A 25,097-nucleotide genomic window follows, 5' to 3' on the forward strand; every position below is an offset into this window, starting at 1 on the left:
CTCATAGACGATGAGGTTGATAGGCTCGGTGTGGAAGCGCGGTAACGCGTGGAGCTGACGAGTACTAATCGGTCGAGGACTTATCCACAAACCATTGCCTAATGTATTGCATACCCAGTTTTGAAGGCGCAACGTCTTCAATAGAATGGAGCTGTGGTGAAGTTGGAGTTCACGCCGGTCTGTCACACCGGAGGTCGCGGGTTCGAGTCCCGTCAGCTCCGCCATTCTTTTCAATTACATAGATGATGGCTCGGTAGCTCAGTCGGTAGAGCAGAGGACTGAAAATCCTCGTGTCGGCGGTTCGATTCCGTCCCGAGCCACCTTATGGGAGCCATTAGCTCAGTTGGTAGAGCATCTGACTTTTAATCAGAGGGTCGAAGGTTCGAGTCCTTCATGGCTCACCATTTTGCGGACGTAGCTCAATTGGTAGAGCGTCGCCTTGCCAAGGCGAAGGTCGAGGGTTCGAGACCCTTCGTCCGCTCCATTCTTTCTATATCGAATGTATATCACACCATCTGCAAAAGCAGGTGGTGTTTCCTGCTTTATAGGGTGGAACGCTTTTTAACTGTGTATAACCTTGTGAGAATAGGGTCAATTTGATACGATACTTAGGGAATAGCTCCAAACGAGTGTGGAGGTAGTATGAAAAACAGTGAAGAACGAACTAGGAAGAATATCGTGAACTTTACACGCGATGCCAACTTCTTTGCGGATTGGGGAGTACGTCTGTTAAACCGATTCGACTACGAGAAGGCACTGAAATGTTTTCAACGCGCGGCTGAACTGGACCCGTCCAATGTGGGACATCTCTATCAAAAAGCCAGCATCTTGGCTGAGATGGGCAAGTATGAAGACTCTAACGATATCTTGTATAAGATTGTGGATGAGATGGACTCTAATTTGGTCGATGCTTACTTCTTTTTGGCGAATAACTTTGCAAACATGGAAGATTTCGAGATGGCTGAAGAAAATGCACTTCGTTATCTCCAGACGGAAGCAACCGGAATGTATGCGGAGGAAGCAGAGGATCTGCTGAATTATATTTATTTTGAGTTGGATATGCCACCGCGTCATCCGATTGGAATGCCGACTGACTCTGTTTACCTGAAGCATGAAAATGCGCGGAGAAGCTTGGAAGAGGGGCGTTTTTTGGAGGCCGTGGAGCATCTGCGTGAGATTGTAGAGACGCATCCTGATTTCATCCCGGCTTGGAATAACCTGGCCTTGGCTTATTATTATGTCGGTGATTTTGACAGAGCGGTTCAGACGATTGATGAGGCATTGGAAAAGGAGCCTGGCAATCTGCACGCACTTTGTAACATGGCCGTGCTGTTGTCTCATCATAATCGGCATACCGAACTGTTGCCGTTATTGAATCAATTGAAAAAAGTGGTGCCATACCACCAAGAGCATATGTACAAGCTGGCCACCACGATGGGCGTGCTGGGGCAGCATGAGGAAGCGTACCAGATGTATCAGCGGATTATGCGTTCGTCCCCACAGCAAGATCCAGCGGTCTATCACTATGCGGCGACAGCTGCTTATCTGACAGACCGGATGGAGCAAGCGGTTCGCTGGTGGCAAAAGACCAAGAAGCTCGATCCGACGGCAGGGATCGCGGAGTATTATCTGCAAAAGGTGGAGGACATCCAAAGCGGCAAGGAGCCCAAAGAAGTCATCCCTTACCATTATCACCATCCGATGCGGGACATTAAGCTGGAGAACATGAAGAACTTCAATAAAGAGGACTTCAAAAGCAATCCGATGGTGCGTGCTTCCCTGTTATGGGCGTTGCAGCACGGCAAGGAAGATGCAAAGCCGACCGTAATCAAAACGCTGCTGATGATCGGTGATGAAGAAGCAGAGTCTGCTCTGCGCCAGTTTTGCCTGACTACGACCGATCCTGACTTGCAGAAGCTGACGCTGTTGGCTCTTCATGAGCTGGGTTCTGAGTTGCCCGTACTCGTGCAGGGCGATGGAGGAAACGTGGGCACACTGATCTATCCAGACGCGGCAGAGACGGACGACTTGGCGGCTGAGGCGAGCGATTCCGTCACGAGCCTCATCCAGCACTATCTCTACAGCGAAGACGAAGCATGCGGGCGCTATGCCGAGAACATCTGGCAGCGCTATCTGGAACAGTCCGGTAAGCCGCTTCAGGTACGTAAGCCACAAGCCTGGGTGGCAGCACTGGAGTATCTGTATGCCAAGCAGAACAGCCGCAAGCTGGCCCAGAGCCACCTAGCCGACAAGTACGAAATCTCCCCATCCACCTTGGCAAAATGCATAAAGGCCCTCTCCCATATTGAAATAAATCAATTCTAAGATTATAATAAGTATAATCTAGAATACGGTTAACAATAGGAGGGGCTCCATATGACTGAACAAAAAGTGTATGACGTGATTATCGCCGGTGCCGGCCCTGCAGGTATGACGGCTGCTGTTTATACATCCCGTGCCAACATGTCCACCCTGATGCTCGAACGCGGCATCCCAGGCGGCCAGATGGCGAACACAGAAGAGATCGAGAACTACCCTGGCTTCGCAAGCATTCTTGGTCCGGACCTGTCTACCAAAATGTTCGAGCACGCGCAACAATTCGGTGCTGAATATGCATACGGAGAGATCAAGGAAATCCGCGATGCTGACCCGTATAAGGTCGTCGTCACTTCTGACAATAAAGAATACCTTGCCAAATCCGTCATCGTAGCGACAGGTGCTGAGCATCGTCTGCTCGGTGCAGCAGGTGAAAAAGAACTCTCCGGCCGCGGTGTATCTTACTGCGCGGTATGTGATGGTGCATTTTTCCGCAACAAAGAGCTCGTAGTAGTGGGCGGCGGTGACTCTGCGGTAGAAGAGGCTGTATTCCTCACCCGTTTTGCCACCAAGGTAACCATCATCCACCGTCGTGACGAGTTCCGCGCGCAAAAGATTTTGCAAAAACGCGCGTTTGAAAACGAAAAGATCAATGTGATCTGGAACACCGTGGTCAAAGAAATCCGTGGTGAAAACGTCGTACAAAGCGTATTGCTCGAAGATGTCAACACAGGCGAACAGCGCGAATTCCCAACCAATGGTGTCTTCATCTACGTTGGTATGGACCCGCTCTCCTCTGCTGTGTCCAACCTCGGCATCACCAACGAGTCCGGCTACGTGCTGACCGATGAAAAAATGCAGACCAGCGTACCAGGTATTTTTGCTGCAGGCGATATCCGCGACAAAATGCTTCGTCAAGTGGTAACCGCGACAGGTGACGGTTCCATCGCTGCTCAGGCTGCTCAGCATTATGTCGAGAATTTGAACGAACGGCTGAAAGAAGCCAATGTCACAATCTCTTAATCCAGTTGTAACATTCCTGAAACATACGCGGGGTATTATACATGTAACGATGAATTTATGAATTACCCCCTTTTTCTATACGATATATCTCATGCGTGGTCGTTAATCGGCCACGCCCTTTTTTTGGTGTAATCAAAAAGCTACGAAACACCGTAGTGATGTGATATTCTTATGATAGGATGGAGGCGAAGAACGATGATGGAAAAGGGTAAAGAGAGAGCTGTTAACCTGCTCATTATCACAGGGATGTCTGGTGCTGGGAAGACCACAGCCGTACAAAGCTTAGAGGACCTCGGGTTCTTTTGTGTAGACAATTTGCCGCCGATCCTGATCCCGAAATTTGCCGAGTTGATTATCCAATCCGGTGGTGGGATTGAACGAGTCGCGCTGGTGATTGACCTGCGTGGGCGTGAGTTTTTTGACAGTTTGTCAGAAGCGATTGACGATTTATCCAACCGGGAAGGAATTTCGTTCCACATCCTCTATTTAGATGCCAGTGATCAGACACTGGTGACCCGCTATAAGGAGACGCGCCGCCGTCATCCACTGTCACCGAATGGATCACCACTCGAGGGCATTCATGCCGAGCGCGAGCTGTTGAGCGAGCTGAAAGGCCATGCCAGCCAGATCATTGATACCAGTATGATGAAACCACTTCAACTGCGTGAAAAGCTGATCAGCCAGTTTTCGCAGAGAAGTTCAGAATTGACCGTCAATGTGCAATCCTTTGGCTTTAAATACGGGATCCCGATTGATGCTGACTTGGTATTTGACGTTCGATTTTTACCGAATCCACATTATATTGATGAATTGCGTCCGAAGACCGGTTGTGACAGCGAGGTGTCTGACTACGTGATGCAATGGCCAGAGACTCAGGAGTTCGTCTCGAAGCTGAAGGATTTCCTCAGCTATACGCTTCCGCATTATCAGCGTGAAGGCAAAAGCCAGCTGATTATCGGGATTGGCTGCACAGGGGGAAAACACCGCTCCGTAACGATTGCGAGACATTTGGGCGAATATTATGAAAAAGATTTTCAGGTTCGTGTAACCCACAGAGACATGGAAAAGAACAAATAGTCATACATTGATAAAGAACCAAATGTCGCTGGGACGAACAGGCACCTGAGACTCCACGAGGAGAAAACGAGGTGGCATATGGCAACAGGAAGAAGGAGAAAGCAGGAATCAGAGCAGATACCTAAGCTGGTCGTCATCGGCGGAGGGACTGGTCTTTCCGTGCTGTTGCGGGGACTAAAGCAGGAGCCTGTCCATATCACGGCGATTGTAACGGTCGCCGATGATGGTGGCAGCTCAGGTCGTTTGCGGGAAGAAATGGATATGCTTCCACCCGGCGACATCCGCAACGTACTGACAGCTTTAGCGGATACGGAACCGCTTATGGAAAAAATCATGCAGTATCGTTTTACCAATGGAAGGGGATTAGCCGGGCATAATTTGGGAAATCTACTCATTGCAGCCATGAATGACATTACAGGCGATTTTGTCACCGCGGTGAAGCAATTGAGTGAGGTTTTGGCGGTACGCGGGGATGTGTTGCCTGCGGCCAACGAGTCCATCCTGCTCAAGGCAGAGATGGTCGACGGCTCTATCGTCTCGGGCGAGTCCCAAATTCCGCGTGCCGGCAAGAAGATCAAGCGGGTCTTTCTTGAACCGGCAGATGTCGTACCGCTCGATGAAGCCGTACGAGCTATCAGAGAGGCGGATGCGATTCTGATTGGGCCGGGCAGCCTGTATACCAGCATTTTGCCGAATCTGCTGGTAGGAGGCTTGTTTGATGAGATCAAGGCATCTTCTGTACCGAAGATTTATATTTGCAACGTGATGACCCAGCCAGGCGAGACAGACAGTTTTACGGCATCCGATCACGTGATTGCGATGTATGACCACCTGGGCGGGCCGTTTTTGGATACGATCATCGTCAACACGGCCGAGATTGCGCCGTTTGTGTTGGAAAAATATGAGGAGCAAGGTGCCGCTCCCGTGCTATGCGACATGGACAACTTGGAACGGCTTAATTTGGAAGTGGTGGCAGAGCCTCTGATCATGTTCAACGGGGGCGTATTGCGCCATGATGCCAAAGCGGTCAGCAAAAAGGTAATCTCGATTATTAAGCAGTGAAGGAGTGAGGACGTATGTCGTTCGCCGCACATACCAAAAAGGAATTGACCATGCTGGAGAACTCCGTCTGTTGTGATCGGGCCGAACTGGCGGCTCTGATTCGAATGAACGGAAGCATTCAGTTTGGCTCAGGGAAATTCGTCCTTGATATCTCTACAGAAAATGCGGCGATCGCCAGACGGATCTACACGCTTATCAAGAAAATTTTCCAGGCTCACGCCGAACTGCTTGTCCGCAAAAAAATGCGGCTGAAGAAAAACAACGTATACATCGTTCGTGTACCGCATCAAGCGACCGAAATCCTGGAGAATCTGCGGATCATGGACAACACCCTGCAGTTCTATCCGGGGATCTCCAAGGATCTGGTCGGCAAATCCTGCTGTAAAAAAGCGTATCTGCGTGGAGCCTTCCTCGCAGGGGGATCGGTCAACCATCCGGAGGCATCCAGTTATCATCTGGAGATTTTTTCGGCGTATCAGGATTTCTGTGAGGCGCTCACAGAGCTTGCGAACTATTACCATCTCAACGCGAAGTGTATTGAGCGGAAAAAAGGCTATGTCATGTACATCAAAGAGGGCGAAAAAATCACCGACTTCCTCAGCCTGATCGGTGCTCACCAATCGCTTTTGTACTTCGAGGATGTGCGCATCGTCAAAGACATGCGCAACTCGGTGAACCGTCTGCACAACTGCGAGATCGCCAATATCAACAAAACCGTTAATGCCGCAACCCGTCAGATGGAGAACATCCAGCTGATCGAGCGTGAGATGGGACTGGAGAATTTGCCGCCCCGCCTGCGTGAAGTGGCAGAGATGCGCTTGCTGCACCCAGACATGAACCTGAAGGAATTAGGGGAACTGTTGCCTGGTGGAGTGGTCAGCAAATCAGGGATCAATCACCGCCTTCGTAAAATTAACGAAATTGCAGACAAATTACGAGAAAAACAAAATATATTGATTCCATAACATGGTATAATGGGTGTAGATTTTTACTCGTTGAGGAGGTTTCCACATGGTTCAACAGCGTGTACTCGTGAAATTAAAAACCGGCTTGCAAGCGCGTCCAGCGGCATTCTTCGTGCAAGAAGCAAACCGCTTTGTATCGGACGTATATGTAGAGAAGGACAACAAAAAAGTCAACGCCAAAAGCATTATGGGTATCATGAGCCTGGCGATCAGCTCCGGCACAGAGATCACGATCTCTGCTGAAGGTTCCGATGCTTCCCAAGCAGTGGCAAGCCTCGCAACACTGGTGGGTAAGGAAGATTAATCGTAACATCCGATAAGCCACACAAAAAAGCACACACGAGAGTTGGAACGTAGGTTCCAGACCGTGTGTGCTTTTTTCTATTCAGTTGATGCGGCCGATTAACGGCGGTTGCTGAGGATGGAGCCGCCGTATTGCTGGGCGCTGAGTGCTTGGGAAGTAGGAACACCTGCAACGAGGGAGACATCCTGCTGCATTTGTGCAGTAGCTTGGGCAACTTGTTGAAGCTGTTGCAGAGCGATGGAGTGGCCTTGGAGCGCTTGTTGGATGGTTTGTACGGCGATGCGCTCGCGTTGAGCCAATTGTTCGAGGATTTGAGCGTTTTGTTGCTCTTGTTGGAGCATTTGTTCATACAAAGCAGAAGCTTGTGTGGTTTGTTGAATCAATTGTTGGATTACTTGCTGGGTTTGGACGATTTGCTGTTGTACGTTTGTGTAAGGCATGCGGGAACTCCTCCTTGGTGGTGGGAATGATTTTTCACAGGGTTATTATGCTTGCGGTCGGTTTAAAGTATGTAAGACTTTTTTATTCCTGTGCATACATGGAAATGGCCTTCTTAGGGAATGGCTAAACTATCCACAATTTGAACAGGAGGTTGGTTATGAGTAAAGAACATGGTATGACCAATGGAATGGGCGATTCATTGAATGAAAGCCGTGATACCGCTTTTATGGATATCGACCGCATGACCAATGAGGGCTTGGCAGGTGGATATGTGAGTGACCAGAACGGCTTGATCGAGGAGACCACGGTCGATTCGATGGACGGGCTGGAAACCACCAATGAGCAAGCCCGCCAGCAAGAATTCACCCAAAACCAATAAGGAGGAGACAACTATGGATTTTTCCCGCGTACAGCAAATCATGAAATCCGAGCAAAAAATTGATGTTGAGTATCAAGGTACACCGGTGTGGATTGATGCGGTGGAAGAACAAAGCCAAAGCGTCCGCATCCATGAAGAAGGTCAGCCAGATGCAAGACATATCGTGAAGCCGCAGGATCTGGTGGAACGCGGTTAGGTGACCCGATCATTGTATCGGGTTTTTTTATGGCTGATTGGATGTACGGCTCGTGGATCCACCGCGTAATGCCTCGATGATACGCTGAATGTCATAGCCCATGTGGAAATCGACCAGCTTGGCTGGCTGCTGACCATGGAGGGCTGTTACCAGCTGGTCGATCAGTGTGAGAGCGGCTGGACGGGAGGTGACCTCACAGGCCGTGAGCGGCTGGCCGGCTGGTGCTGTCTTGAGGATCGACCAGTTTTCCAGCGAGATGGTTCCTGACGTGCCGTACGCCGTGACAGCGACCTTCTCCATAGCTGCCATATCGCTGAGTCCGTTGACGAGGACAGGCACACCGCTCTCAAGACGCATGGTGGCGATCACACTCGTCTCACAGCGGGTTGGCTCCGCAGGGTATTCCACATCACTATGAACCTTTGTAATCGGTCCGAAAAGTTGGAGGATGGCTTGGACGAGATGAGGGGCTACCTCGCGGATGTAGCCGCCTTGCTCGCGACCGCCGACCCAGTTGTTCTGTTGCCAGTGACGCGGCCATTGCGGGAAGTGCATGATCATCTCGACACGGCGAAGCTCGCCCAGAAAGCCAGCCTCCACCAGACGGGTGAATTCATCCAGTTGTCCTTGGTAAGGGAGAGGAAAGTTGATGGCGTGTACGACACCTGCGCTTTGAGCGGCTGTGAGCATGTCATGAGCCTCTTCGATGGAGTTAGCCAAGGGCTTTTCGCAAAAGACATGCTTTTGCCGTGAGAAAGCTGCCAGGGCGATCTCACGGTGGTAGGCTGGCGGGACAGCGATATATACGAGTTCGACGCCCCCGTCCGCCAACAAAGCATGATAGCCCGTATAATCGTTGCAGCCGTCGATCGTTGTTGCGGTTTCGTGAGCCAATTCGGGCGATACGTCACATACCGCTCTGACCTGTGTCATCGGGTGTTGCTTGAATGCTTCTAAGACTCGACGGCCGATGGCACCTAGACCGATAATTCCGACACCGATAGGTTGATTGCTTTTCATGAGGGACGACCACCTTTCCAATATGTTGGAGGAGTGATAATGACTGTTGCAAAATTATTATTGGCATCAGGATAACGCTCTGCATCAGGAACGGTCAAATGAATGTTGACCCTGATCCATACCGCCGCAAATAAAAAAACAAACGTGAGGAAACTCGTTTTCACGATTCCAACCGTTTGTTTTTTCACATTCATATGGAATTACTTCGCAGCCGTACCGCCGCCCATAGGAGTAGACGTGATTACTTCGTCGATCAGGCCGTACTCTTTTGCATCTTGTGCGGACAAGAAGTTGTCGCGGTCTGTATCTCGTGCGATTCGCTCGATTGGTTGACCGGTGCGCTCCGCGTAGATTTGGTTCAGGTGTTCACGCATACGGATGATGCGCTTCGCTGCGATTTCGATGTCGCTCGCCTGACCTTGTGCTCCGCCAAGCGGTTGGTGGATCATGACCTCACTGTTTGGCAGCGCGAAACGCTTGCCTTTTGCACCCGCACACAGTAAGAAGGAACCCATAGAAGCAGCCATACCGATACAGATGGTGGATACATCAGGCTTGATGAATTGCATCGTATCGTAAATCGCCATCCCCGACGTGATCGAACCACCTGGGCTGTTAATGTAGAGATGGATGTCCTTGTCAGGATCTTCTGCCGCCAAGAAGAGAAGCTGGGCCACGACGCTGTTGGCCACCACATCGTTGATTGGCGTTCCAAGGAAAATGATACGATCCTTTAAAAGACGGGAGTAGATATCGTACGCGCGCTCCCCGCGATTAGTCTGTTCAATGACAGTAGGGATTAAGTTCATATTTATCCTCATTCCTCCTCTCTAATAAGACTATCATACACAATTGGTCAACAAAGGTCAAACGATTCGAGAGCCTTCATTGATTATTCTGCCTAAAAAGGAAAAAAGATAAACCTGACGAGGTCTATCTTATCCAGTATGCGCTATATCGCAGGCATATGACGGTTGCTGTCACGGATCAGACCTGTGATGGCTCCGAGGAACAGCATGCCGACACCGATATGGAAGAAGATGCCGAGCAGGGGAATACTGAACAGCAGGAACAGTCCGATAATCCCTGCTAATTCAGCGAACAGCGGGTGCAGCCGCCAGCCGAACTGATCTGCGAGACGATGTCCCAGCCAGGTTCCTACGAAGATTTTGGCGGCGTACATAAGCAGGCACATCGCCACCACAAGCACAATCGCTATCGGAATCCCGATCACGGTAACGAGCAGCAGGATCGACAGAATCGGTACCGCCAAAAAGGTAAGGATTCCAATTCCAAGCGAGCTTCCCCAACCAGACTGAAGCTTGTGTCTGACCTGATAAATCGCCGACGGGAATAAATAACGGATCAACAGCCACAGAACCAGAGTGCTGAGGAATGACATGACCAGCAGAAGAGAGGGGAAGGTCAGGGGAGATTCCGATTCGGATGGTTTGATCGGGGGAGCGCTGTAGAGCTCTTTTCCCTTGATGACAGCTCCTTGCTGGATGGTGGCTCGTTCCGGGCTGGTATAGGTGAGATTACCACCGATCACGGCAGTGGAATCCAGGCGCAAATGATCCGTATGCAAAAGGGATATGCCTTCCCCGACCAACCCGGTGATCCGGTACGTATCGGCAAAACCGTTCGCTTCCCGTCCCACTTTGCCCAACAGATCAGTCGCAGTAGAGAAGGTGAACAGACTTCCATGAATCTGACCTTCTTTTGTCAGGGTAAACGTGGTGGAAGCAGACATGACGTTATGTCCGACATCACCAGTGATCCTGAGATGATGGGAAAAGGTACGGACGTCTCCTTCCACTTGACCGTCAATCACGGTCTCGTCGGTAAAGGAGTGAATATCGCCCTTCACCGTTCCCGTCACCTGTACATTCTCTGCAAACAGATACAGGTCACCGTCGACCGTACCTTCGATCACGGCTTGGCGCGCATTAATCATCAGGTCGCCATGATGCACTTCATTACGGGTCAGTACATAGGTTTCTTTATTCATGGTTCCAATCGCATGTACGGCAGCACCCAGTGGCAAGAGGGTGAACAGACAGGCAAACAACAGACACAGCCATGCTCTCATCGGTCAGACCTTCTCTCATACAGACGTGAGCCGGAGATGCGGCGGGCATTGAGCAGGATAAGCCCTCCCAGCAGACAGGTGAACAGAAACAGGAACCAATAAAAGTTGCCAAGCGATAAAGCCAAAAGATCCGATGCATTATGCTTGAGCCAGAAGGCAGAGGACCAGATAACATGATGCGTCCAGTAGGTAGAGAGGTTGGACAGCCAGGTGTTCGCCCCGTTTGCGTAGAGGGAGAAGAGAAGCAGGACAACCGTCAGGCTGAGTGCAAGCCAGAGAATCACACGGCGAAACACAGCCTTATGATGATGCTCGTGCAAGGCAGCGATCGCTTCAATCTGAGACACGGTCTGCTGCTTGAGCGAACAACTCAACTCTTCTGTTGCAGCTTGGACGAACGACTCCTGAAAGAATGCCTGATCAGCTTGCCAGAGAGCGTATATCTGCTGACAGGACGGGCACTCCCCGAGATGGGCTGTCACACGCTGATGCTCCTCGGGTAACAGTTCGTGGTCGACGTACATCATCATCGTAAGCTCATCAATATGTGGCATGTGTAGCCCTCCTTTCACGAAGTTGTTCGTCCCACAAGCTTTTCAGCTGCTTACGGGCCCGGAATAACCGGGTGCCGACAGTATTTTTGCTCATCCCGACAATCTCGCCGATCTGATCATAGCTCAGCTCTTCACTGAAGCGCAGGGTCATGATCAGGCGATCCACTTCGTCGAGATGGGACAGCATTTCCCTCAGATCATTCTGGGATTCTTTTTTCAAGAACAGCGTCTCAGGTGTATCCGAATGAGGGGGTGCTTTTTGCAATTGGTAGTGGAGCTGGTCATCTTCCATGGTGATTTCCCTCTTTTTCCTCAAGAAATCAATACAGGTGTTGGAAGTCAGCCGATACAGCCAGGCATGAAAGGGAAGGGATTGGTCAAACTTGTGCAAATTCTGTGCGACCTTAAGCCAGGCTTCGTTGACTACGTCCTCGGCATCGTGATGGGAGGGGATCATCTTATGCACCAGCCGGTCGATCCGTTGTGAGAACAAGTCGACAAGGGAGTGAAAGGCTTCTGAATCACCCCGTAAAAAGCCTTGGATATACCGTAAGGCTTCCCGGTTACATGCATATATCTCTTCGCGTGTCTGCTCTTCCATCGGTTCCCTCCTTCCCGCCTATCAATACGATGGAACCAATCGGGAAATTTCAGCAGGTGGGGCAGAATGAAAATAAACTTATTATAACGGTTATTCAATATAATTGAAAACGGGTTGAGGACAAATGATCCTCAACCCGTTTTTATGGATGTCGCTTATGTACCGATTAGCAGTTGCAGTTCAGTGCGATTGGACCGCGGCAGATGGAACCGTAGTAGTAGTCAACGTCTTTCACGTATTGACCTTTTGCGTTGGTACCACAAGCGGAGTTGTAGTCACAGTAGATAACTTGCTTGGTAAGAGTGCAACGAGTGTAATCAGCTGGTACTGGGCTAATAGAAGACATGATTTTGTCGAACATATTTATGCTCCCCTTATCGATTAATGAGTTATTTTTGGGGTGGCCACCACCATATACAAATACTATCATTTTTTAAATAAATTGTAAATCAATATTTTTAGTATTGTGGAAAAATTTACTCATTTCTTATCGAATGATGAATTGATAGCGGTTTCAAAAAGAGGATGGGGGAGCTAGTCCCACCATCCTCTTTTTGATAGGAAGCAATCAGATTAGCAGCTGCAGTTGAGAGCGATTGGGCCGCGGCAGATCTCAGCAGAATACTGGCAGTCAACATCCTTTACCCATTGGCCTTTTGCGTTGGTGCCACAGGCGGAGTTACTAGCGCAATAGATGACCTGGCGGGTACAGCTGCAGATAACATAATCAGGACTAGTAGTGCTCAAGAAAGACATCAATTTGTTCATGTAAAACTTCCCCTTCCGAATTGAATTTTTGTAATAGAGTTAAAATAACTCTTAGCACAATATTACTCATTTTACATATGTTTGTAAATAATGATAAAGTAATGTGAAAAAGTTCCTATTTTTTAAGTGATTTTGAATTGGTTTGCGTGTTTTTGGGGAAAGAAGCGGATTGAGGAACATTGCCTCAACCCGCTTGAATGTAGATTCATAGATGTAGGGGTTAGCAGTTGCAGTTCAGAGCAATCGGGCCACGACAGGTTACATTAATAAATTCGCAGTCTACATCTTTTACGTACTCGCCTCGTTGATCAATACCACAAGCTGTGTTGGTAGCGCAGTAGATCATCTGAACTTTACAGCTGCAATAAGCATATTCGGGAGAACCACTCAACATAGACATCAATTTGTTCATTGTAACCTTCCCCTTCCACAATGAAATATTTTGGTAGGTATGGCCATTACCTGTGTAATATTTTGCCATATAACTAAACATTTGTAAATAAATATTAAAAAATTAGGAAACTTTACCCAACTCCTGAACGAGAAGCGCCCACAGACCGTTGGCATCTTTGAGGGAAGCCTGATTTTCCAATTTACCTTCCTGATCGATCAGCATGGCATGCGGTACCTTAGTTACAAAGTAGGTTTCCATCACACTAGGGGAACGAAGATAGTGGACTCCTGACGGCAACAGGGCTGTTATGGCACTGTCATCGCCTGCATTATCACCGTTGATGATGACGACATGCAGGTTGTACTGGGCAATCACTTGACTAATCGACGGGAGTATCGATTTACAGGTCGGGCAGCTGCTGTTGACGAACATCAGCAGTACTTTTTTCGTTTGGAACAGTTCACGCAATGTCACTTTTTGTTTGTCAGGTGTCATTTCGCGGAACAGCGGGACTATTTCGCCAATTTCGAATCCACCTACCTGAATCCCTTTGATCCCTCTGATTTCGGCTGTAAACTGTGCTACATAACGGGCCAGCATGTAGATAAGCGCAAGCTGACCGATACAGATCAAGAGAGTAATAATCACAATGGTTTCCATCATAGTGAGTGACCTCCTTATACCATCCATTTGCGAAGTCTGGACATTCTTGCCTGGACCTCGTTAATTTTTTGATAGGCTGCATAGACCATGACGAGTGCGACAGATGTCAGACCGAGCATGACCTTTGAGAGCAGGGGAAGAGCTGTGACGGATTCGAGCTGGAGCAGATAGGTGCTGATTGCAGCCACGATCAAAAGGGTGTTACGCAGGACGAGGCCCCAGTGAAGGCGGTTGTTGCCCTCCATGATCCCACCGCAGCCACAGGAGATGTCCCTGTGACCTCGGATCAGGTTGATCGTGATCGCCATGGTATAGATGCCTAGCAATCCACAGACGGCAAGGGTGTGATAAGGCGTCATACCCAGCACGGGAAGAGAGAGACATACCCCGATCTCCCACACGGTAAAAAGGGCGAACAGGGGACGGATCAAGCCTTCGGGCGTTAATTGATAGGCTCTGATGCTCTGGATATGCTTATCGGCGTGAGACACCTTGTCCCAAGCGGTGCTCACGAACATCAGACTAAACAGCATCGATAACAAAAAAGCTAAACCGGCAAACATTCTTCCACCTCTTTCTCACGGGTATACCATTTGGCTTGTGCCTGATAAAGTCGGCTGTATTCGCCATTCACTGCAAGCAATTGATCATGGGTGCCTTGCTCGACGATTCTGCCTGCCTTCATGACGATGATGTGGTCAGCGAGGCAAGCCGCTCCCAATCGATGGGTGATAAACAGGATGGCTTTTTCATTGGAGTGCGTAAACAGGCTCTCGATAATCTCCACTTCTGACTTAGGGTCCAAAGCAGAGGTAGGCTCGTCGAGAATAATCACATCGCTGTCCCGGTATAGAGCACGGGAGAGGGCGATCTTTTGCCATTGACCGCCGGATAATTCGTTCCCACCATCAAATTGGCGGCCAAGCAGGGATTGATACTGATCCGGCAGAGACATGATATACGAGTCGATTCCGGTCTTGGCAGCGGCCTTTTGAACGCCTGTCAGGTTATCATATTCGTCGATTTTACCGAAGCCGATATTTTCCTGTACGGAGAATTCGTAACGGATAAAATCTTGGAACAAAACCGAAATCTTATCTTGATAGGATTGTGATTCGATCTGGTTCAAGGGGACCCCGTTAACCGTCAGCATGTCATCCTCTACTTGATACAGGTTGGTGATGCATTTGATCAGAGACGTCTTCCCTGAACCGTTCTCCCCGACGATGGCCACCTTCATCCCTTTTTGGATCTGGAAGGAGATGTCCTGGATCGCTGGTTCTGGCTGGTTCGGATAGCGGAATGAGAGTTGATTGATACTGATCGTGTTAATTTCAGAGATGTTGGTTTGGTTCGGCAGCATTTTGATTTCGTCTGTCTGCATGAACGAGTGCAGATCTTCTATGTACAGGCTGGATTCATAGAGGCGGGAGGTGGTGTAGGTGATATTTTTCAGCCCGGATTGCAGACTGCCGATGGATTGAAGGACGGCTACGAACTCACCGACCTTGACCTTGGCTGTCGACACGAGATACAGAATAAACAAGCCGGAGAAGCAATACGTCAACGTAAGAAACAGTTCGCCCAGTCCCTGCCACTTGGTCTGCTCCTTCAACAGCCGCAAGCGTTCTTCTGAGTTCAACAGGAAGAACTTCGACCATTGGGAGATGAGATGGTCACCAAGCCGGAACAGGCGGATTTCCTTCAAGGATTCACGGGTGTTTAACAGACCGGCGACATAGGATTCTTTGCGGTTATATGGAGTCAGGTACCGCATCAGGCTGTAACGCTTGTCCCCAAACCGGATCTCGATGTACATGATGGGGATGGAGCAGAGAGCGAAAATGACGATCAGCAGCCAGTGGATATAGAACAGGTAGCCGATGATGGAGACCATAGCAATGACAGAGCTGATCACGGCAGACAAGTCCCTGAGAATCGACAGCAGTTGAGCTTGGCTTAAAGAAATTCGCTGATACTGATCGTAAAACAGCGGATTCTCCAGGGTGACATAGGGGAGCCGGTTAACCTTTTGCAGGATTTGCTCTTTGAGTCTCATGGATACTGAATATTCCATCTTTTGAGTCAAGATTTGAAAAGCCATCTGCATAAGACTTCCGGCCAAAGCGATCGCCATCTGCATACAGATGAAGAGCCCAGCCATCTTGAAGCTTGCTGGATCAGTCAAGCCCGCGGCAACATAGTTCACCATCCGGCTCATCAGCCAGATATTGGTCAGCGGGAGCAAGCCCATGATGCCAGTGATCAAAGCAGAGAGAAAGAAATAGGATCTGTTTACATTCCAAATGAACTGAATGGAGTATTTTACCGAAAACAGCACCTTTTGCATGGGCATAATATTCTCCTGTTGGATGTTATGTTTTTATTGACATTAAATGTAACTTGATAATATCATAATTTTACAATGATAGTAAATAGTTTCTCAATGCTTAAAAAAAGAGGGAGGGACGACCTATGCTATTCATCCTAATGTGGTTGCTGATTGTTCTGGCGGTGGTCGGATCGATCTTGGTCTATCGCCAATTATCCGGTCTGATCAGAAAAAGGGCGGTGAGGGGAAAGGGAGGAGAATATGGCTATCCGCTGATGGGACAGAAGGCTCCTGATTTCATTTTGCCAAGCTATGATGGAAAGCGTTATGCTTTATCCGAGCTGAGCAGACAATATGGCCTGCTGCTGATTTTTGTGGATACAGGCTGCCGTCATTGCACACCTTCTTTGGAGACTTTTTTTCAGGAGCTGAAAAAGCTGCCCGGATTGCCCTACGCCATTCTGGTGAACAGTGAGGACCCGGAGAGCAATCCGGAACTATATCAGGAACTGTATGGTGATGACGGTTTGCTGCTCATTTCGAACCGTGAAGTTCATGAAGCTTTTCAGGCAGAGGGATTCCCGTTCTACCTATATATCCATCCAGATCAATCCATCATCTATGCCGGACATAGTTCGTTGGGACTGTTTAACAGCGGTATGTTTGTAGCTTCCTGATTTTTCGTACATAAAAAACCCGCCCATCCAAAGAGTCGGATCGGGCGGGTTTTTGCGATAAGAAACAAGTAGGTCTATGAGCCGGGTTCATCCTCAGCCTCAGTCAGATCAACAGCGACACGCAGGGCGGCCTGCATCTTTCGTCCCTTGATAATCGTATAGTCGGAGACTTGGTCGCGTTCTAGTCGGTTGAGCGCTTCGGCCAAATCCTGCTCCTCGTCATAGGGCTTGATCGTCAGCAGACACTCATCTTCACTGGCTTCCTGATAGATGAGATAATACCGTTCTTTTGATTCCTTCGCCATGCTTCCACAACCTTTATCCATATTATCCACAGAGTTATCAACAAGTTGTGCACAAAAACATTCGTTCGTAGTACAGTTTTTTTATTTTATTAAATTTTTGCCGATATCACTGGGTTTATGCCTGTGGATAAAGGATGTGAAGAGTGGGAATATCCACAACTTATTGTACGACAATCTCTCCGGTCTGCGGGTCGAGGATGACGTTGAACTCTTGGATTACTTCTGGTTTGGCATCTGGCTTGGAGAGGTCTTGGCTCAAGACTTGGAACGTCCCGTCTGCCGTCAGCTTGCCTGTCAATTCGACTTGAAGCAGATCGGATTTATAGAAGCTGAAGTTGGCCAGCTCGGTGTTTTTCAACTCTTGTGCGACCAGCTTCCCGTCTCCGGAAAACATCGCTTGGCGCAGGTCGGCAGAGGCTTCATATTTTTGCTGGAGGTAGGTCTGTAATTGCTGGGCCACTTCGGATTGGGCCAGCTGTTTGCCTGCTTCCACAACCTGTTTGCCCGCTTCCACTGCTTGCTGGGCATCTTGAACCGTCTGATTGACCTCGGAGCAGCCTGTCAAAAGAGCAGTAGCGAGAACTACAGGGATCATATATTTCATAGGAATGTTCCTCCTTTAGGGGTGTGGTACTTGCGATTGTATGCACACTTCTTTATACGGTCAAAAGGGGGGATGGGTTGCAGGTTTTTCACATGAAAAAAGGAGACTCACAAAGAGCCTCCTTTTTCATCATGGGATCAAGCTTATTTCAGGGCGTTCACAGCGTTGATCAGACCGTGGCCGTATTGACCATCGTAACCGTTTTTGCCCAGGTCAGTCGCGGACGTTTGGATGATGTGTTTTACTTGGGATGGGGAGAGTACGTCTTTACCATGGTTCGCGATGATGACACCTGCGAGTGCAGCTGTTTTTGGAGCTGCCATGGAAGTACCCATGTACCATGCATAACCACCTGGAACAGTGGAGAGGGCACGTTTGTTCAGGTCACGCAGGTTGCGGTCGCCAGTAGCGAGCCAAGCTGTACCATAGTCACCGCCTGGAGCAGCTACGTCGATTTTACCTACGCCATAGTTGGAGTAGTAAGTCAGGTTCAGCTCTTGACCGCTTGCAGAAGTACGGATCAGGAGTTGGCTGGATGGGCTGCGGTGGGTAGCACCGTTGGAATCGTCAAAACCACCAGGGCTTGTGATGTCAGCGCCTGCGTTACCAGAGGAACCAACTACGGTCACACCTTTTTTCACCGCATACGTGATCGCACGGTTGAAGAGGCGTACGTCAGCTACTACGTCTTTGGTCGCATAAGCTGGATCTTGGAACCAGTCATAGCCGCCAAGGGACATGTTCACTACGTCTACGTTGTCATCAGCAGCAGTCATGAGAGCCGCAGCGATGTCGGACGTGTAAGCGGAAGCGCCTGGAGCGAATACGCGGTAGGAAGCTACTTTCAGTTGTGGACCTACGCCGAGTACGCGGCCGTTACCTGCGATAGAACCGGCAACGTGTGTACCGTGACCGTCACCGTCGCCTGGATCGGTGATGCCTTGTACGAAGGATTTACCGTATGCGTAGTTTGCTTTGATGTCTGGGTGGTTGTAGTCGATACCAGTGTCAACTACAGCGACAACGATGTCTTTGCCGTCTACGGATTTACCAGTACCACCTGGCAGGTTCCAAGAAGCACCGTTATCAGTTACTTGTTTGATATCCCATTGGTATTTGTTATAGAGGTCGTTTTGTACGCCAGCAGCAAAATCACCGGTGAAAGCTTCTCTTTCTACTGGTGCTTCTGGCTCCACTACATGCTCAACACCTACGTCTTGTACGAGGCCGGATGCTTCGATTTCAGCGAGGAAGTTAGGGTTGCTGGAGGTTACGCTTACCGCACCGAGTTGTTTAAGGGAGCGTTTTACTTTACCGCCTGCTTTTTCGATTACGTTTTGGTAATCAACTGGAAGGTTGGTTTCTTGTTTGAAAACGAGAAGGTAGCCTTTCTCAGCGGATTCAGCATGACCTTGTCCGATATTAGCACCAAACACTGCAGTCAGACCAAGGGTTACTGCCAAGAGAGCGGAAGCTTGTTTTTTCATTCTCATACTCCTCCTTAACGAAACATTTATAAAAAAGTTATTACTAATATAATAATAAATATTTTTTTCTTGGCAAGTCCTAATTTTACGAACATTCGGGTATTTAGAATTGTTAACCTTTTGTTTTATATATAAAAAAACCGCCTCCAAGTGGAGACGGTTCTCGTCGAGTCCTTCACATGAGGTACTACCGATCGGCATTTTGGACGCATCTACCTCCATTATAGAGTGCAAGACGCTGCTTACGGTTATCACCATGTCGACGTTGTCAGGCGTCGTCAGGTGGTCTCTACATCATCCACGGCACATCGCCTCCATGATTCAGGTTGTATCCCTACAACGCTGATGGAATGCTTGCTGTTCGTGTTCGACTGATTGACCACTCGGACTCGACAAGAAGTATTATGTGCAGTTATCGAGCTTTTATGCAGAGACGGGGGTAATCAGTGAAATGATGGGGATTCGGGTGAAAGTATTGGTTTCTCACAAGCGGTCATGTACAATTAGACTGATAAGCAAATAGACTGGGGGAGACCAGAGATGTCTACATCTGTAATTGTCATTACTGTCATCATCTGCGGGATCATTATCGGCAGTTCCATCTGGGCGATCAATAAGGGATATTCCACCAAAGAAAAAATCGATGATATAGATGAATTGTAAGATTAGGCAGGCACGGAAGTCGGACATACTATGCCAGCGAAATCATCCAGTTACATGGAAAGGACGGTGGCATGCGCATGTCTAACAACCGCAATACCCAAAACAGCAACCAACAAGGCAAAGACAAGGAAGCACGCGAGTCCCGCCAGCAAAAAAGTGAGCGCGACCAAAACTTGAATAAGCAGGATCAGCAGTAGGTACAAGCGGTAAGTCCAAAAGCCCTTCCAACGAGTTGCGTCGCTGTGGAAGGGCTTTTTTGCGTGGTTGTTGTTACCTGATGCATTCATCGCTATTGCAATGCTCGCAATCATAGTCACCATACAACGTTCCGAATAATCGACATCTCTCACAGTGATAACAGCACCAAGTGCCAGACGGATTGTTCTGGTTCAGTTCTTCACATTCTCTTCTGATCCGTTGATCCAGATCGAGCAGATAATTCTGTTCCTGGTACGGATAATAATAACGGACCAAACGTGCGCTTACCTTCTTGGAGTGCTTGGATTTTCTCCTTTTCAAGGAAGACCCCCCTTTCCTGGCGAACTAATACAGGATATGGCGGGGAGTTTTGTATGGATTGGACAGATTTCTCCATAGATAAAAAGAGAAGGGTACATATTTGTTGGGGGGGAAAACATGAATTACACTGATTTGATGAATCTGAAACATGTATATTTTTTAGGAGTAACGGAGCCTGAGGAAAATTCACTAAGGCTCTTTTTCGGCAGAACCAAATCCATTCCAGAGCCATTGGTGATCGGAGACAAGCGTTATGAAGATGCCCATTCCATCATTATTGATGAAGATCTACCCGTGATCCAAATCGATTTTGAAACTTATATTGGTTATTCGGTATTAAACGAATCGTATACCACATGGGATGATGCAGAAGAATTTGAAGGCAAGGTATTTCGGATTTATAGTAAGTCAAAATACCTTGATTTTATTAAGGTGGGGACGTTTGCGTCTGAAGATTATCCGGGGCCGTTTAAGCATTATGGAATGTGCTGCCTTAATCATATCGTCGATGTAGTTTCAACGTCAGAGCCGGTTGTTAGAGAGGCCGATTGAGTTACTGACACGGTGAATGGCGTATCATTTTACGCTTTTTCTTTATGAAAATAAAAAACCTCCGTATCATCTACGGAGGTTCACGCTTACTATAATGGGTTGACGCACACGGTTCATACGCACGATTTCGGAAGTGTGTTCGCGGGGTCTTATCGGTCATCGACCGTTCTAGATCAAGGATAAATCCCCGTCAAATCAACATTTATTATAAAAAATGGTGCACCCGGTAGGAATCGAACCTACGCACATGGTTCCGGAGACCATTGCTCTATCCACTGAGCTACGGGTGCATACGAATTTGAAAACTGTATCATTTATACTATCATAAAAAGTCCAGATAGGCAATTCTTTTAGTGATAGCACAATTGAAATTCAGACAGGAGTGTCACATACATGAAATACATCGACATGGAAAATTGGCCGAGAAAAAATCACTTTCATTTTTTCTCGGAGTTAGATTATCCGCATTTTAATCTCTGCGCCAATGTGGACATTACCCACTTCTTACCTTATATAAAGGAGAGGAATATCCCGTTTTTCCGAGGATTTCTCTATGCAGCGGTGAAGACGGCCAATGACATCAAAGAATTCCGCTATCGCATCCGCGAGGGTAGAGTGGTGGAGCATGAGCTTGTCCATCCTTCATTTACGATCATGACGACGGAGGATGTGTTTAGTTTTTGCCATGTGAGCTACACGCCTGACATGGACCACTTCATTCGGGATGTGACTGAGAAGATCGAGAAGAGCAAGGATCAGGTCGTACTTGAGGATGAGCCGGGCCGTGACGATTATCTGTTCATCACCAGCATACCATGGGTGACCTTCACCAGCGTGACACATCCGATTCATATGAATCCAACGGACAGTGTTCCACGGATTGCGTGGGGCAAGTTTTTTGAGGAGAACGGCAAGTGGAAGATACCTGTGTCGATCCAAGCTCATCATGCGGTGGTGGATGGGGCCCATGTCGGGGAATATTTTATCAAGCTCCAGGAATTCTTGGATCATCCGCAAAACTAAGATATGCTCTCTTGCTTTCTGGATCAGAAGCGAGAGAGCATTTTTTTATGTGATGATATGGAAAAAGTGGATTGGCAGGAAATTTGCATGCCCTATATAATAATACATATATAAATAAATATGAAGAACCGGAAAACACGTACGTTGGCATAGATACGGAATAGAAGATAGAGCACCGTTAACTGGGCAAGGGGGGAATCTTACGGATGAATATGGGGTTTGGACTGTATCAAGAGCAGAGCCTAAAGCTGGTCATGACACCTGAGCTGCGGCAAGCGATCACGATTCTGCAATTTTCGGCTGTGGATCTGATGAATTACTTGCAGGAGCAGGCATTGGAGAATCCGGTGATCGATCTGCAGGAGATCAGCGCGGCGGCAGAGCCGATCAGCAAGAAGCCGGAGACATCAGGAGCCGAGCTGGACTGGAAGGAAATTGTTGGAAACCGAGCGACAGGTGAATATGGCGCAGGCCAGAGTGAAAACGCATACAATCCCGCAGATCATGCGCGTGATGTTTCCTACACATTATATGATCATCTGGGGGAACAACTGGGCTATGTGAAGGGGCTGTCTGCCTCACAGCGTAGAATCGCGATGTATCTGATCGGCAATCTGGATGAGCGCGGCTATCTGGAGATTCCGACAGAAGAGGTAAGTACCAGGCTTGGTGTCAGTCTGACAGAGGTGGAGGATGCGCTCTGCGTGATCCAGCATCTGGACCCGGCGGGAGTAGGTGCGCGCAATCTGGAGGAGTGTCTGCTGCTGCAATTGGAGCATGAGGGACTGGATGAGGAAAAAGTCGTTCGGGTCATCCGCGAGCATCTGCAGGATCTGGCCAACAACCGCTTCGCCCGGATTGCCGACCAGCTGGGGATCGAGATTCAAGAGGTGCAGGCGATTGCCGATCTGGTACGCTCGCTCAATCCACGTCCTGGGGCACGATATCATACAGGGGAGACGCGTTTTGTGACTCCTGATGTGACCGTGGAAAAGGTGCTGGATGAATACATCGTCTTAGTCAACGATTCTTCTACGCCGCGCCTGACCATCAACAGCTTCTATGAACGGATGCTCAAGGAAAAGCAAGGGCAGGAGGATGCCCAGCAGTTTATTCACGAGAAGCTGAACGCCGCTCTGTGGATCGCCAAAAGCTTGGAGCAGCGCCGATTGACTCTGATGAAGGTGACACAGGCGATTGTGGAGCTGCAACGCGACTTTTTCGAGCACGGTATTCATTATCTCAAGCCGATGACGCAAAAAGAGATCGCCGACCGTGTCAGCCTGCACGAATCCACCATCAGCCGCGCGACGAGCAATAAATACGTACAGACACCGCGCGGGGTGTTTGAGCTGAAGTACTTTTTCACCTCTGCACTGGCGACAGCCAATGGGGATATGACCTCATCTGAGAGCGTGAAAAAGCGGCTGAAGGCTCTCATCGACGGAGAAGATCGCAAACGCCCGTATTCTGATCAAAAGCTCGCGGAGTTACTTATGGAAGAGGGAATTGAAATCTCCCGCCGTACCGTCGCCAAATACCGTGAAGAAATGATGATCCCGTCCTCAGCCAAGCGAAAACGTTTTTGATCAGGTCCCGGTTCCAGACGATACGAAAGAGGTAGTAATAAATGAAGCAGATCAACCGCCCCCCTTTTCAAATAACCCTGTATTCCCGTCAAGGCTGCCATCTGTGTGATGATGTGGAGCAGGCGATTCGCAGCATTTCCCACGACATTCCGCTCGAGCTGACAGTCGTGCCGATCAACAGTGATCTGGCACTCGAAGAAAAATATATGTTTACCATTCCGGTCGTGCATATCGATGGCGAAGAAGTCTTTGTCTCCGTTACGTCTGTGGTGACTGAAGAAGAGCTGCGTGAAGAATTAGGCAGAAGAATTTAGCTTGTCTGTGCCTTGTCAGAGGATGGCAGACTATGCTAAAGTAAAAATAAGCAAAGTTGCTTTGCTTATTTTTTTAGTTAAAGTGGGACATAAAATGTATATACAGGGACATTTTTAGTCCCTCATTAACACGAAGAGGAAGAGAACCATGCGCAACATGATTGAAGTGCAACAAAAACTGTTGCCAGACCTCATCGATGTCCTGCGAAAACGCTATATGCTGTTGCAATCGATCTCGCATCTGCAGCCGATTGGACGGCGTGCACTGGCGCAGGCGCTTCAGACTACGGAGCGGATTCTGCGTGCAGAGGTAGATTTGCTCAAAGAGTCGGGATTGATACATGTCTCCCCGATTGGCATGAGCACTACTGAGGAAGGGGCACGCATCCTAGAGGAGATGGAGTCGATAGCAGGTGAGCTGTTTGGCCTGACAGATCTGGCCCGACAGCTGGAACAGGCATTACACATCCAAGAGGTAATCGTCGTTCCCGGTGATGCTGATGAGGCAGACTGGGTGAAGCAGGAGCTGGGTGCTGTAGGTGCAAGGCTTTTACGCCAGCACGTACAGGACAACGACGTGATCGCAGTAACAGGCGGCTCGACCGTAGCCAGTGTGGCGGATCATCTGACTCCATCCCCATTGTTTCGTACCGTGCAATTCGTACCTGCACGAGGCGGGCTGGGGGAAAAGGTGGAGCTGCAAGCCAACACGTTGGCTTCGTCGATGGCAGCACGCACAGGCGGGACGTACCGGCTGCTTCATGTGCCGGACCGTTTAAGCCCTGATGCATTCCAGTCATTGATCGCTGAACCCCAGATTGCTGAGGTACTGTCGATTGTCTCACGCGCGCGAATCGTCGTACACGGGATCGGTGACGCACTGACCATGGCTGCCCGGCGCAAGTACAGTGAGGGCGAACTGGCTCAGCTGAACGAGGACGGTGCCGTATCAGAGGCATTTGGCTACTACTTCGATGCCCAGGGTGAGATCGTCCACCGCATGCCGACGATCGGTTTACAGCTCGATGATGTGAAAAAAGCAGATGTTGTCTTCTCCATAGCCGGAGGTACAAGCAAAGCCAAAGCGATCATTTCCTTTGCCAAACAAACGTGCCAAAATGTACTTATCACTGATGAAGGAGCCGCTCGGGCGATCTTGTCAGAAATCCGGTAACAG

Annotated in this window: 29 protein-coding genes, 5 tRNA genes and 1 rRNA gene; 20 read left to right on the forward strand and 15 right to left on the reverse strand. The window is 48.9% G+C overall.

Annotated elements, in window-relative coordinates; all coding sequences use genetic code 11:
* The 11 genes from FGI41_RS22995 to FGI41_RS23045 form a co-directional block, all read left to right on the forward strand.
* Window positions 1–88, forward strand: a 23S ribosomal RNA gene (locus FGI41_RS22995); the annotation flags it as partial.
* Window positions 89–147: 59 nt separating this feature from the next.
* Window positions 148–224, forward strand: a tRNA-Asp gene (locus FGI41_RS23000).
* A 23-nt stretch (window positions 225–247) separates the two neighbouring features.
* A tRNA-Phe gene (locus FGI41_RS23005) sits at window positions 248–320 on the forward strand.
* Window positions 321–328: 8 nt separating this feature from the next.
* A tRNA-Lys gene (locus FGI41_RS23010) sits at window positions 329–404 on the forward strand.
* A 4-nt stretch (window positions 405–408) separates the two neighbouring features.
* Window positions 409–484 (forward strand) — tRNA-Gly (locus FGI41_RS23015).
* A gap of 194 nt (window positions 485–678) precedes the next feature.
* On the forward strand, window positions 679–2,325 hold the full coding sequence (locus FGI41_RS23020; RefSeq protein ID WP_255298612.1) for a tetratricopeptide repeat protein: 1,647 nt from the start codon (window positions 679–681) through the stop codon (window positions 2,323–2,325).
* 51 nt (window positions 2,326–2,376) lie between these two features.
* Window positions 2,377–3,339 carry a thioredoxin-disulfide reductase gene (gene trxB, locus FGI41_RS23025; protein WP_139492662.1) on the forward strand — a complete coding sequence of 321 codons (963 nt, stop codon included), beginning with the start codon at window positions 2,377–2,379 and terminating at the stop codon, window positions 3,337–3,339.
* A 198-nt stretch (window positions 3,340–3,537) separates the two neighbouring features.
* The gene (gene rapZ / locus FGI41_RS23030; protein WP_438358055.1) at window positions 3,538–4,416 is read left to right on the forward strand and encodes an RNase adapter RapZ; all 879 of its coding nucleotides are present in this window, start codon (window positions 3,538–3,540) and stop codon (window positions 4,414–4,416) included.
* Between the two features lie 78 nt (window positions 4,417–4,494).
* Complete coding sequence (locus tag FGI41_RS23035) at window positions 4,495–5,478, forward strand: gluconeogenesis factor YvcK family protein (protein WP_139492664.1); 984 nt, start codon at window positions 4,495–4,497, stop codon at window positions 5,476–5,478.
* Window positions 5,479–5,492: 14 nt separating this feature from the next.
* Window positions 5,493–6,443, forward strand: coding sequence for a DNA-binding protein WhiA (gene whiA, locus FGI41_RS23040; RefSeq protein ID WP_139492665.1), 951 nt, complete (start codon window positions 5,493–5,495; stop codon window positions 6,441–6,443).
* Between the two features lie 46 nt (window positions 6,444–6,489).
* On the forward strand, window positions 6,490–6,747 hold the full coding sequence (locus FGI41_RS23045; protein WP_139492666.1) for an HPr family phosphocarrier protein: 258 nt from the start codon (window positions 6,490–6,492) through the stop codon (window positions 6,745–6,747).
* A 98-nt stretch (window positions 6,748–6,845) separates the two neighbouring features.
* Here FGI41_RS23045 and FGI41_RS23050 read toward each other — a convergent pair whose 3' ends face one another.
* Window positions 6,846–7,187 carry a hypothetical protein gene (locus FGI41_RS23050; RefSeq protein ID WP_176560409.1) on the reverse strand — a complete coding sequence of 114 codons (342 nt, stop codon included), beginning with the start codon at window positions 7,185–7,187 and terminating at the stop codon, window positions 6,846–6,848.
* Between the two features lie 158 nt (window positions 7,188–7,345).
* On the opposite strand from FGI41_RS23050, the gene FGI41_RS23055 reads away from it, so the two are divergent.
* Together FGI41_RS23055 and FGI41_RS23060 are read left to right on the forward strand one after the other, a co-directional pair.
* On the forward strand, window positions 7,346–7,567 hold the full coding sequence (locus FGI41_RS23055; protein ID WP_438358054.1) for a hypothetical protein: 222 nt from the start codon (window positions 7,346–7,348) through the stop codon (window positions 7,565–7,567).
* 13 nt (window positions 7,568–7,580) lie between these two features.
* Entirely contained in the window at window positions 7,581–7,763 is a 183-nt protein-coding gene (locus FGI41_RS23060) for an H-type small acid-soluble spore protein (RefSeq protein ID WP_139492667.1), read from the forward strand.
* 27 nt (window positions 7,764–7,790) lie between these two features.
* Here the strand turns inward: FGI41_RS23060 and FGI41_RS23065 are convergent, their stop codons facing one another.
* The 10 genes from FGI41_RS23065 to FGI41_RS23110 form a co-directional block, all read right to left on the reverse strand.
* Window positions 7,791–8,783: a Gfo/Idh/MocA family protein gene (locus FGI41_RS23065; protein WP_139492668.1), complete on the reverse strand. Its 993-nt coding sequence runs from the start codon at window positions 8,781–8,783 to the stop codon at window positions 7,791–7,793.
* Window positions 8,780–8,977 carry a hypothetical protein gene (locus FGI41_RS23070; RefSeq protein WP_139492669.1) on the reverse strand — a complete coding sequence of 66 codons (198 nt, stop codon included), beginning with the start codon at window positions 8,975–8,977 and terminating at the stop codon, window positions 8,780–8,782. The genes FGI41_RS23065 and FGI41_RS23070 overlap by 4 nt, the downstream gene beginning before the upstream one ends.
* Before the next feature lie 6 nt (window positions 8,978–8,983).
* Entirely contained in the window at window positions 8,984–9,592 is a 609-nt protein-coding gene (gene clpP / locus FGI41_RS23075) for an ATP-dependent Clp endopeptidase proteolytic subunit ClpP (protein WP_139492670.1), read from the reverse strand.
* Between the two features lie 143 nt (window positions 9,593–9,735).
* Window positions 9,736–10,875, reverse strand: coding sequence for a polymer-forming cytoskeletal protein (locus FGI41_RS23080; protein WP_139492671.1), 1,140 nt, complete (start codon window positions 10,873–10,875; stop codon window positions 9,736–9,738).
* Complete coding sequence (locus FGI41_RS23085) at window positions 10,872–11,429, reverse strand: zf-HC2 domain-containing protein (RefSeq protein ID WP_139492672.1); 558 nt, start codon at window positions 11,427–11,429, stop codon at window positions 10,872–10,874. The genes FGI41_RS23080 and FGI41_RS23085 overlap by 4 nt, the downstream gene beginning before the upstream one ends.
* Complete coding sequence (locus tag FGI41_RS23090) at window positions 11,416–12,030, reverse strand: RNA polymerase sigma factor (protein WP_139492673.1); 615 nt, start codon at window positions 12,028–12,030, stop codon at window positions 11,416–11,418. Before FGI41_RS23090 ends, FGI41_RS23085 begins: the two co-directional genes overlap by 14 nt.
* Before the next feature lie 166 nt (window positions 12,031–12,196).
* Window positions 12,197–12,391, reverse strand: a complete 195-nt coding sequence (locus FGI41_RS23095) for a hypothetical protein (protein ID WP_139492674.1) — start codon at window positions 12,389–12,391, stop codon at window positions 12,197–12,199.
* A gap of 921 nt (window positions 12,392–13,312) precedes the next feature.
* Complete coding sequence (locus tag FGI41_RS23100; RefSeq protein WP_176560410.1) at window positions 13,313–13,855, reverse strand: TlpA family protein disulfide reductase; 543 nt, start codon at window positions 13,853–13,855, stop codon at window positions 13,313–13,315.
* 14 nt (window positions 13,856–13,869) lie between these two features.
* Window positions 13,870–14,418, reverse strand: coding sequence for a MauE/DoxX family redox-associated membrane protein (locus FGI41_RS23105; protein ID WP_139492676.1), 549 nt, complete (start codon window positions 14,416–14,418; stop codon window positions 13,870–13,872).
* Window positions 14,403–16,211 carry an ABC transporter ATP-binding protein gene (locus tag FGI41_RS23110; protein WP_139492677.1) on the reverse strand — a complete coding sequence of 603 codons (1,809 nt, stop codon included), beginning with the start codon at window positions 16,209–16,211 and terminating at the stop codon, window positions 14,403–14,405. Before FGI41_RS23110 ends, FGI41_RS23105 begins: the two co-directional genes overlap by 16 nt.
* 119 nt (window positions 16,212–16,330) lie before the next feature.
* Here FGI41_RS23110 and FGI41_RS23115 point away from each other — a divergent pair, with 119 nt between their 5' ends.
* Window positions 16,331–16,864, forward strand: coding sequence for a peroxiredoxin family protein (locus FGI41_RS23115; RefSeq protein WP_139492678.1), 534 nt, complete (start codon window positions 16,331–16,333; stop codon window positions 16,862–16,864).
* 74 nt (window positions 16,865–16,938) lie between these two features.
* Here FGI41_RS23115 and FGI41_RS23120 read toward each other — a convergent pair whose 3' ends face one another.
* From FGI41_RS23120 to FGI41_RS23130, 3 genes are all read right to left on the reverse strand, one after another.
* Window positions 16,939–17,169: a hypothetical protein gene (locus tag FGI41_RS23120; RefSeq protein WP_139492679.1), complete on the reverse strand. Its 231-nt coding sequence runs from the start codon at window positions 17,167–17,169 to the stop codon at window positions 16,939–16,941.
* A gap of 160 nt (window positions 17,170–17,329) precedes the next feature.
* Window positions 17,330–17,773, reverse strand: coding sequence for a hypothetical protein (locus FGI41_RS23125; RefSeq protein WP_139492680.1), 444 nt, complete (start codon window positions 17,771–17,773; stop codon window positions 17,330–17,332).
* A 143-nt stretch (window positions 17,774–17,916) separates the two neighbouring features.
* Complete coding sequence (locus tag FGI41_RS23130; RefSeq protein WP_255298613.1) at window positions 17,917–19,260, reverse strand: S8 family peptidase; 1,344 nt, start codon at window positions 19,258–19,260, stop codon at window positions 17,917–17,919.
* A 540-nt stretch (window positions 19,261–19,800) separates the two neighbouring features.
* Here FGI41_RS23130 and ytzI point away from each other — a divergent pair.
* A complete protein-coding gene (ytzI, locus tag FGI41_RS23135) occupies window positions 19,801–19,923 on the forward strand; it encodes a YtzI protein (protein ID WP_139492682.1) in 123 nt (40 codons plus the stop codon).
* Between the two features lie 636 nt (window positions 19,924–20,559).
* On the forward strand, window positions 20,560–20,994 hold the full coding sequence (locus tag FGI41_RS23140; RefSeq protein ID WP_139492683.1) for a hypothetical protein: 435 nt from the start codon (window positions 20,560–20,562) through the stop codon (window positions 20,992–20,994).
* A gap of 215 nt (window positions 20,995–21,209) precedes the next feature.
* On the opposite strand, the gene FGI41_RS23145 is transcribed toward FGI41_RS23140, so the two are convergent.
* Window positions 21,210–21,284, reverse strand: a tRNA-Arg gene (locus FGI41_RS23145).
* A 103-nt stretch (window positions 21,285–21,387) separates the two neighbouring features.
* Here FGI41_RS23145 and FGI41_RS23150 point away from each other — a divergent pair.
* The 4 genes from FGI41_RS23150 (at window position 21,388) to FGI41_RS23165 (ending at window position 25,094) form a co-directional block, all read left to right on the forward strand.
* Entirely contained in the window at window positions 21,388–22,017 is a 630-nt protein-coding gene (locus tag FGI41_RS23150) for a chloramphenicol acetyltransferase (protein ID WP_139492684.1), read from the forward strand.
* A 206-nt stretch (window positions 22,018–22,223) separates the two neighbouring features.
* Window positions 22,224–23,606, forward strand: coding sequence for an RNA polymerase factor sigma-54 (rpoN, locus tag FGI41_RS23155; protein ID WP_139492685.1), 1,383 nt, complete (start codon window positions 22,224–22,226; stop codon window positions 23,604–23,606).
* Window positions 23,607–23,647: 41 nt separating this feature from the next.
* The gene (locus FGI41_RS23160; RefSeq protein ID WP_139492686.1) at window positions 23,648–23,920 is read left to right on the forward strand and encodes a glutaredoxin family protein; all 273 of its coding nucleotides are present in this window, start codon (window positions 23,648–23,650) and stop codon (window positions 23,918–23,920) included.
* 148 nt (window positions 23,921–24,068) lie between these two features.
* The gene (locus tag FGI41_RS23165; RefSeq protein ID WP_139492687.1) at window positions 24,069–25,094 is read left to right on the forward strand and encodes a sugar-binding transcriptional regulator; all 1,026 of its coding nucleotides are present in this window, start codon (window positions 24,069–24,071) and stop codon (window positions 25,092–25,094) included.
* The last annotated feature ends 3 nt before the right edge of the window (window positions 25,095–25,097 follow it).

Origin of the sequence: Brevibacillus dissolubilis, from assembly GCF_006170445.1 — a bacterium.
Taxonomy (GTDB): domain Bacteria; phylum Bacillota; class Bacilli; order Brevibacillales; family Brevibacillaceae; genus Brevibacillus_B; species Brevibacillus_B dissolubilis.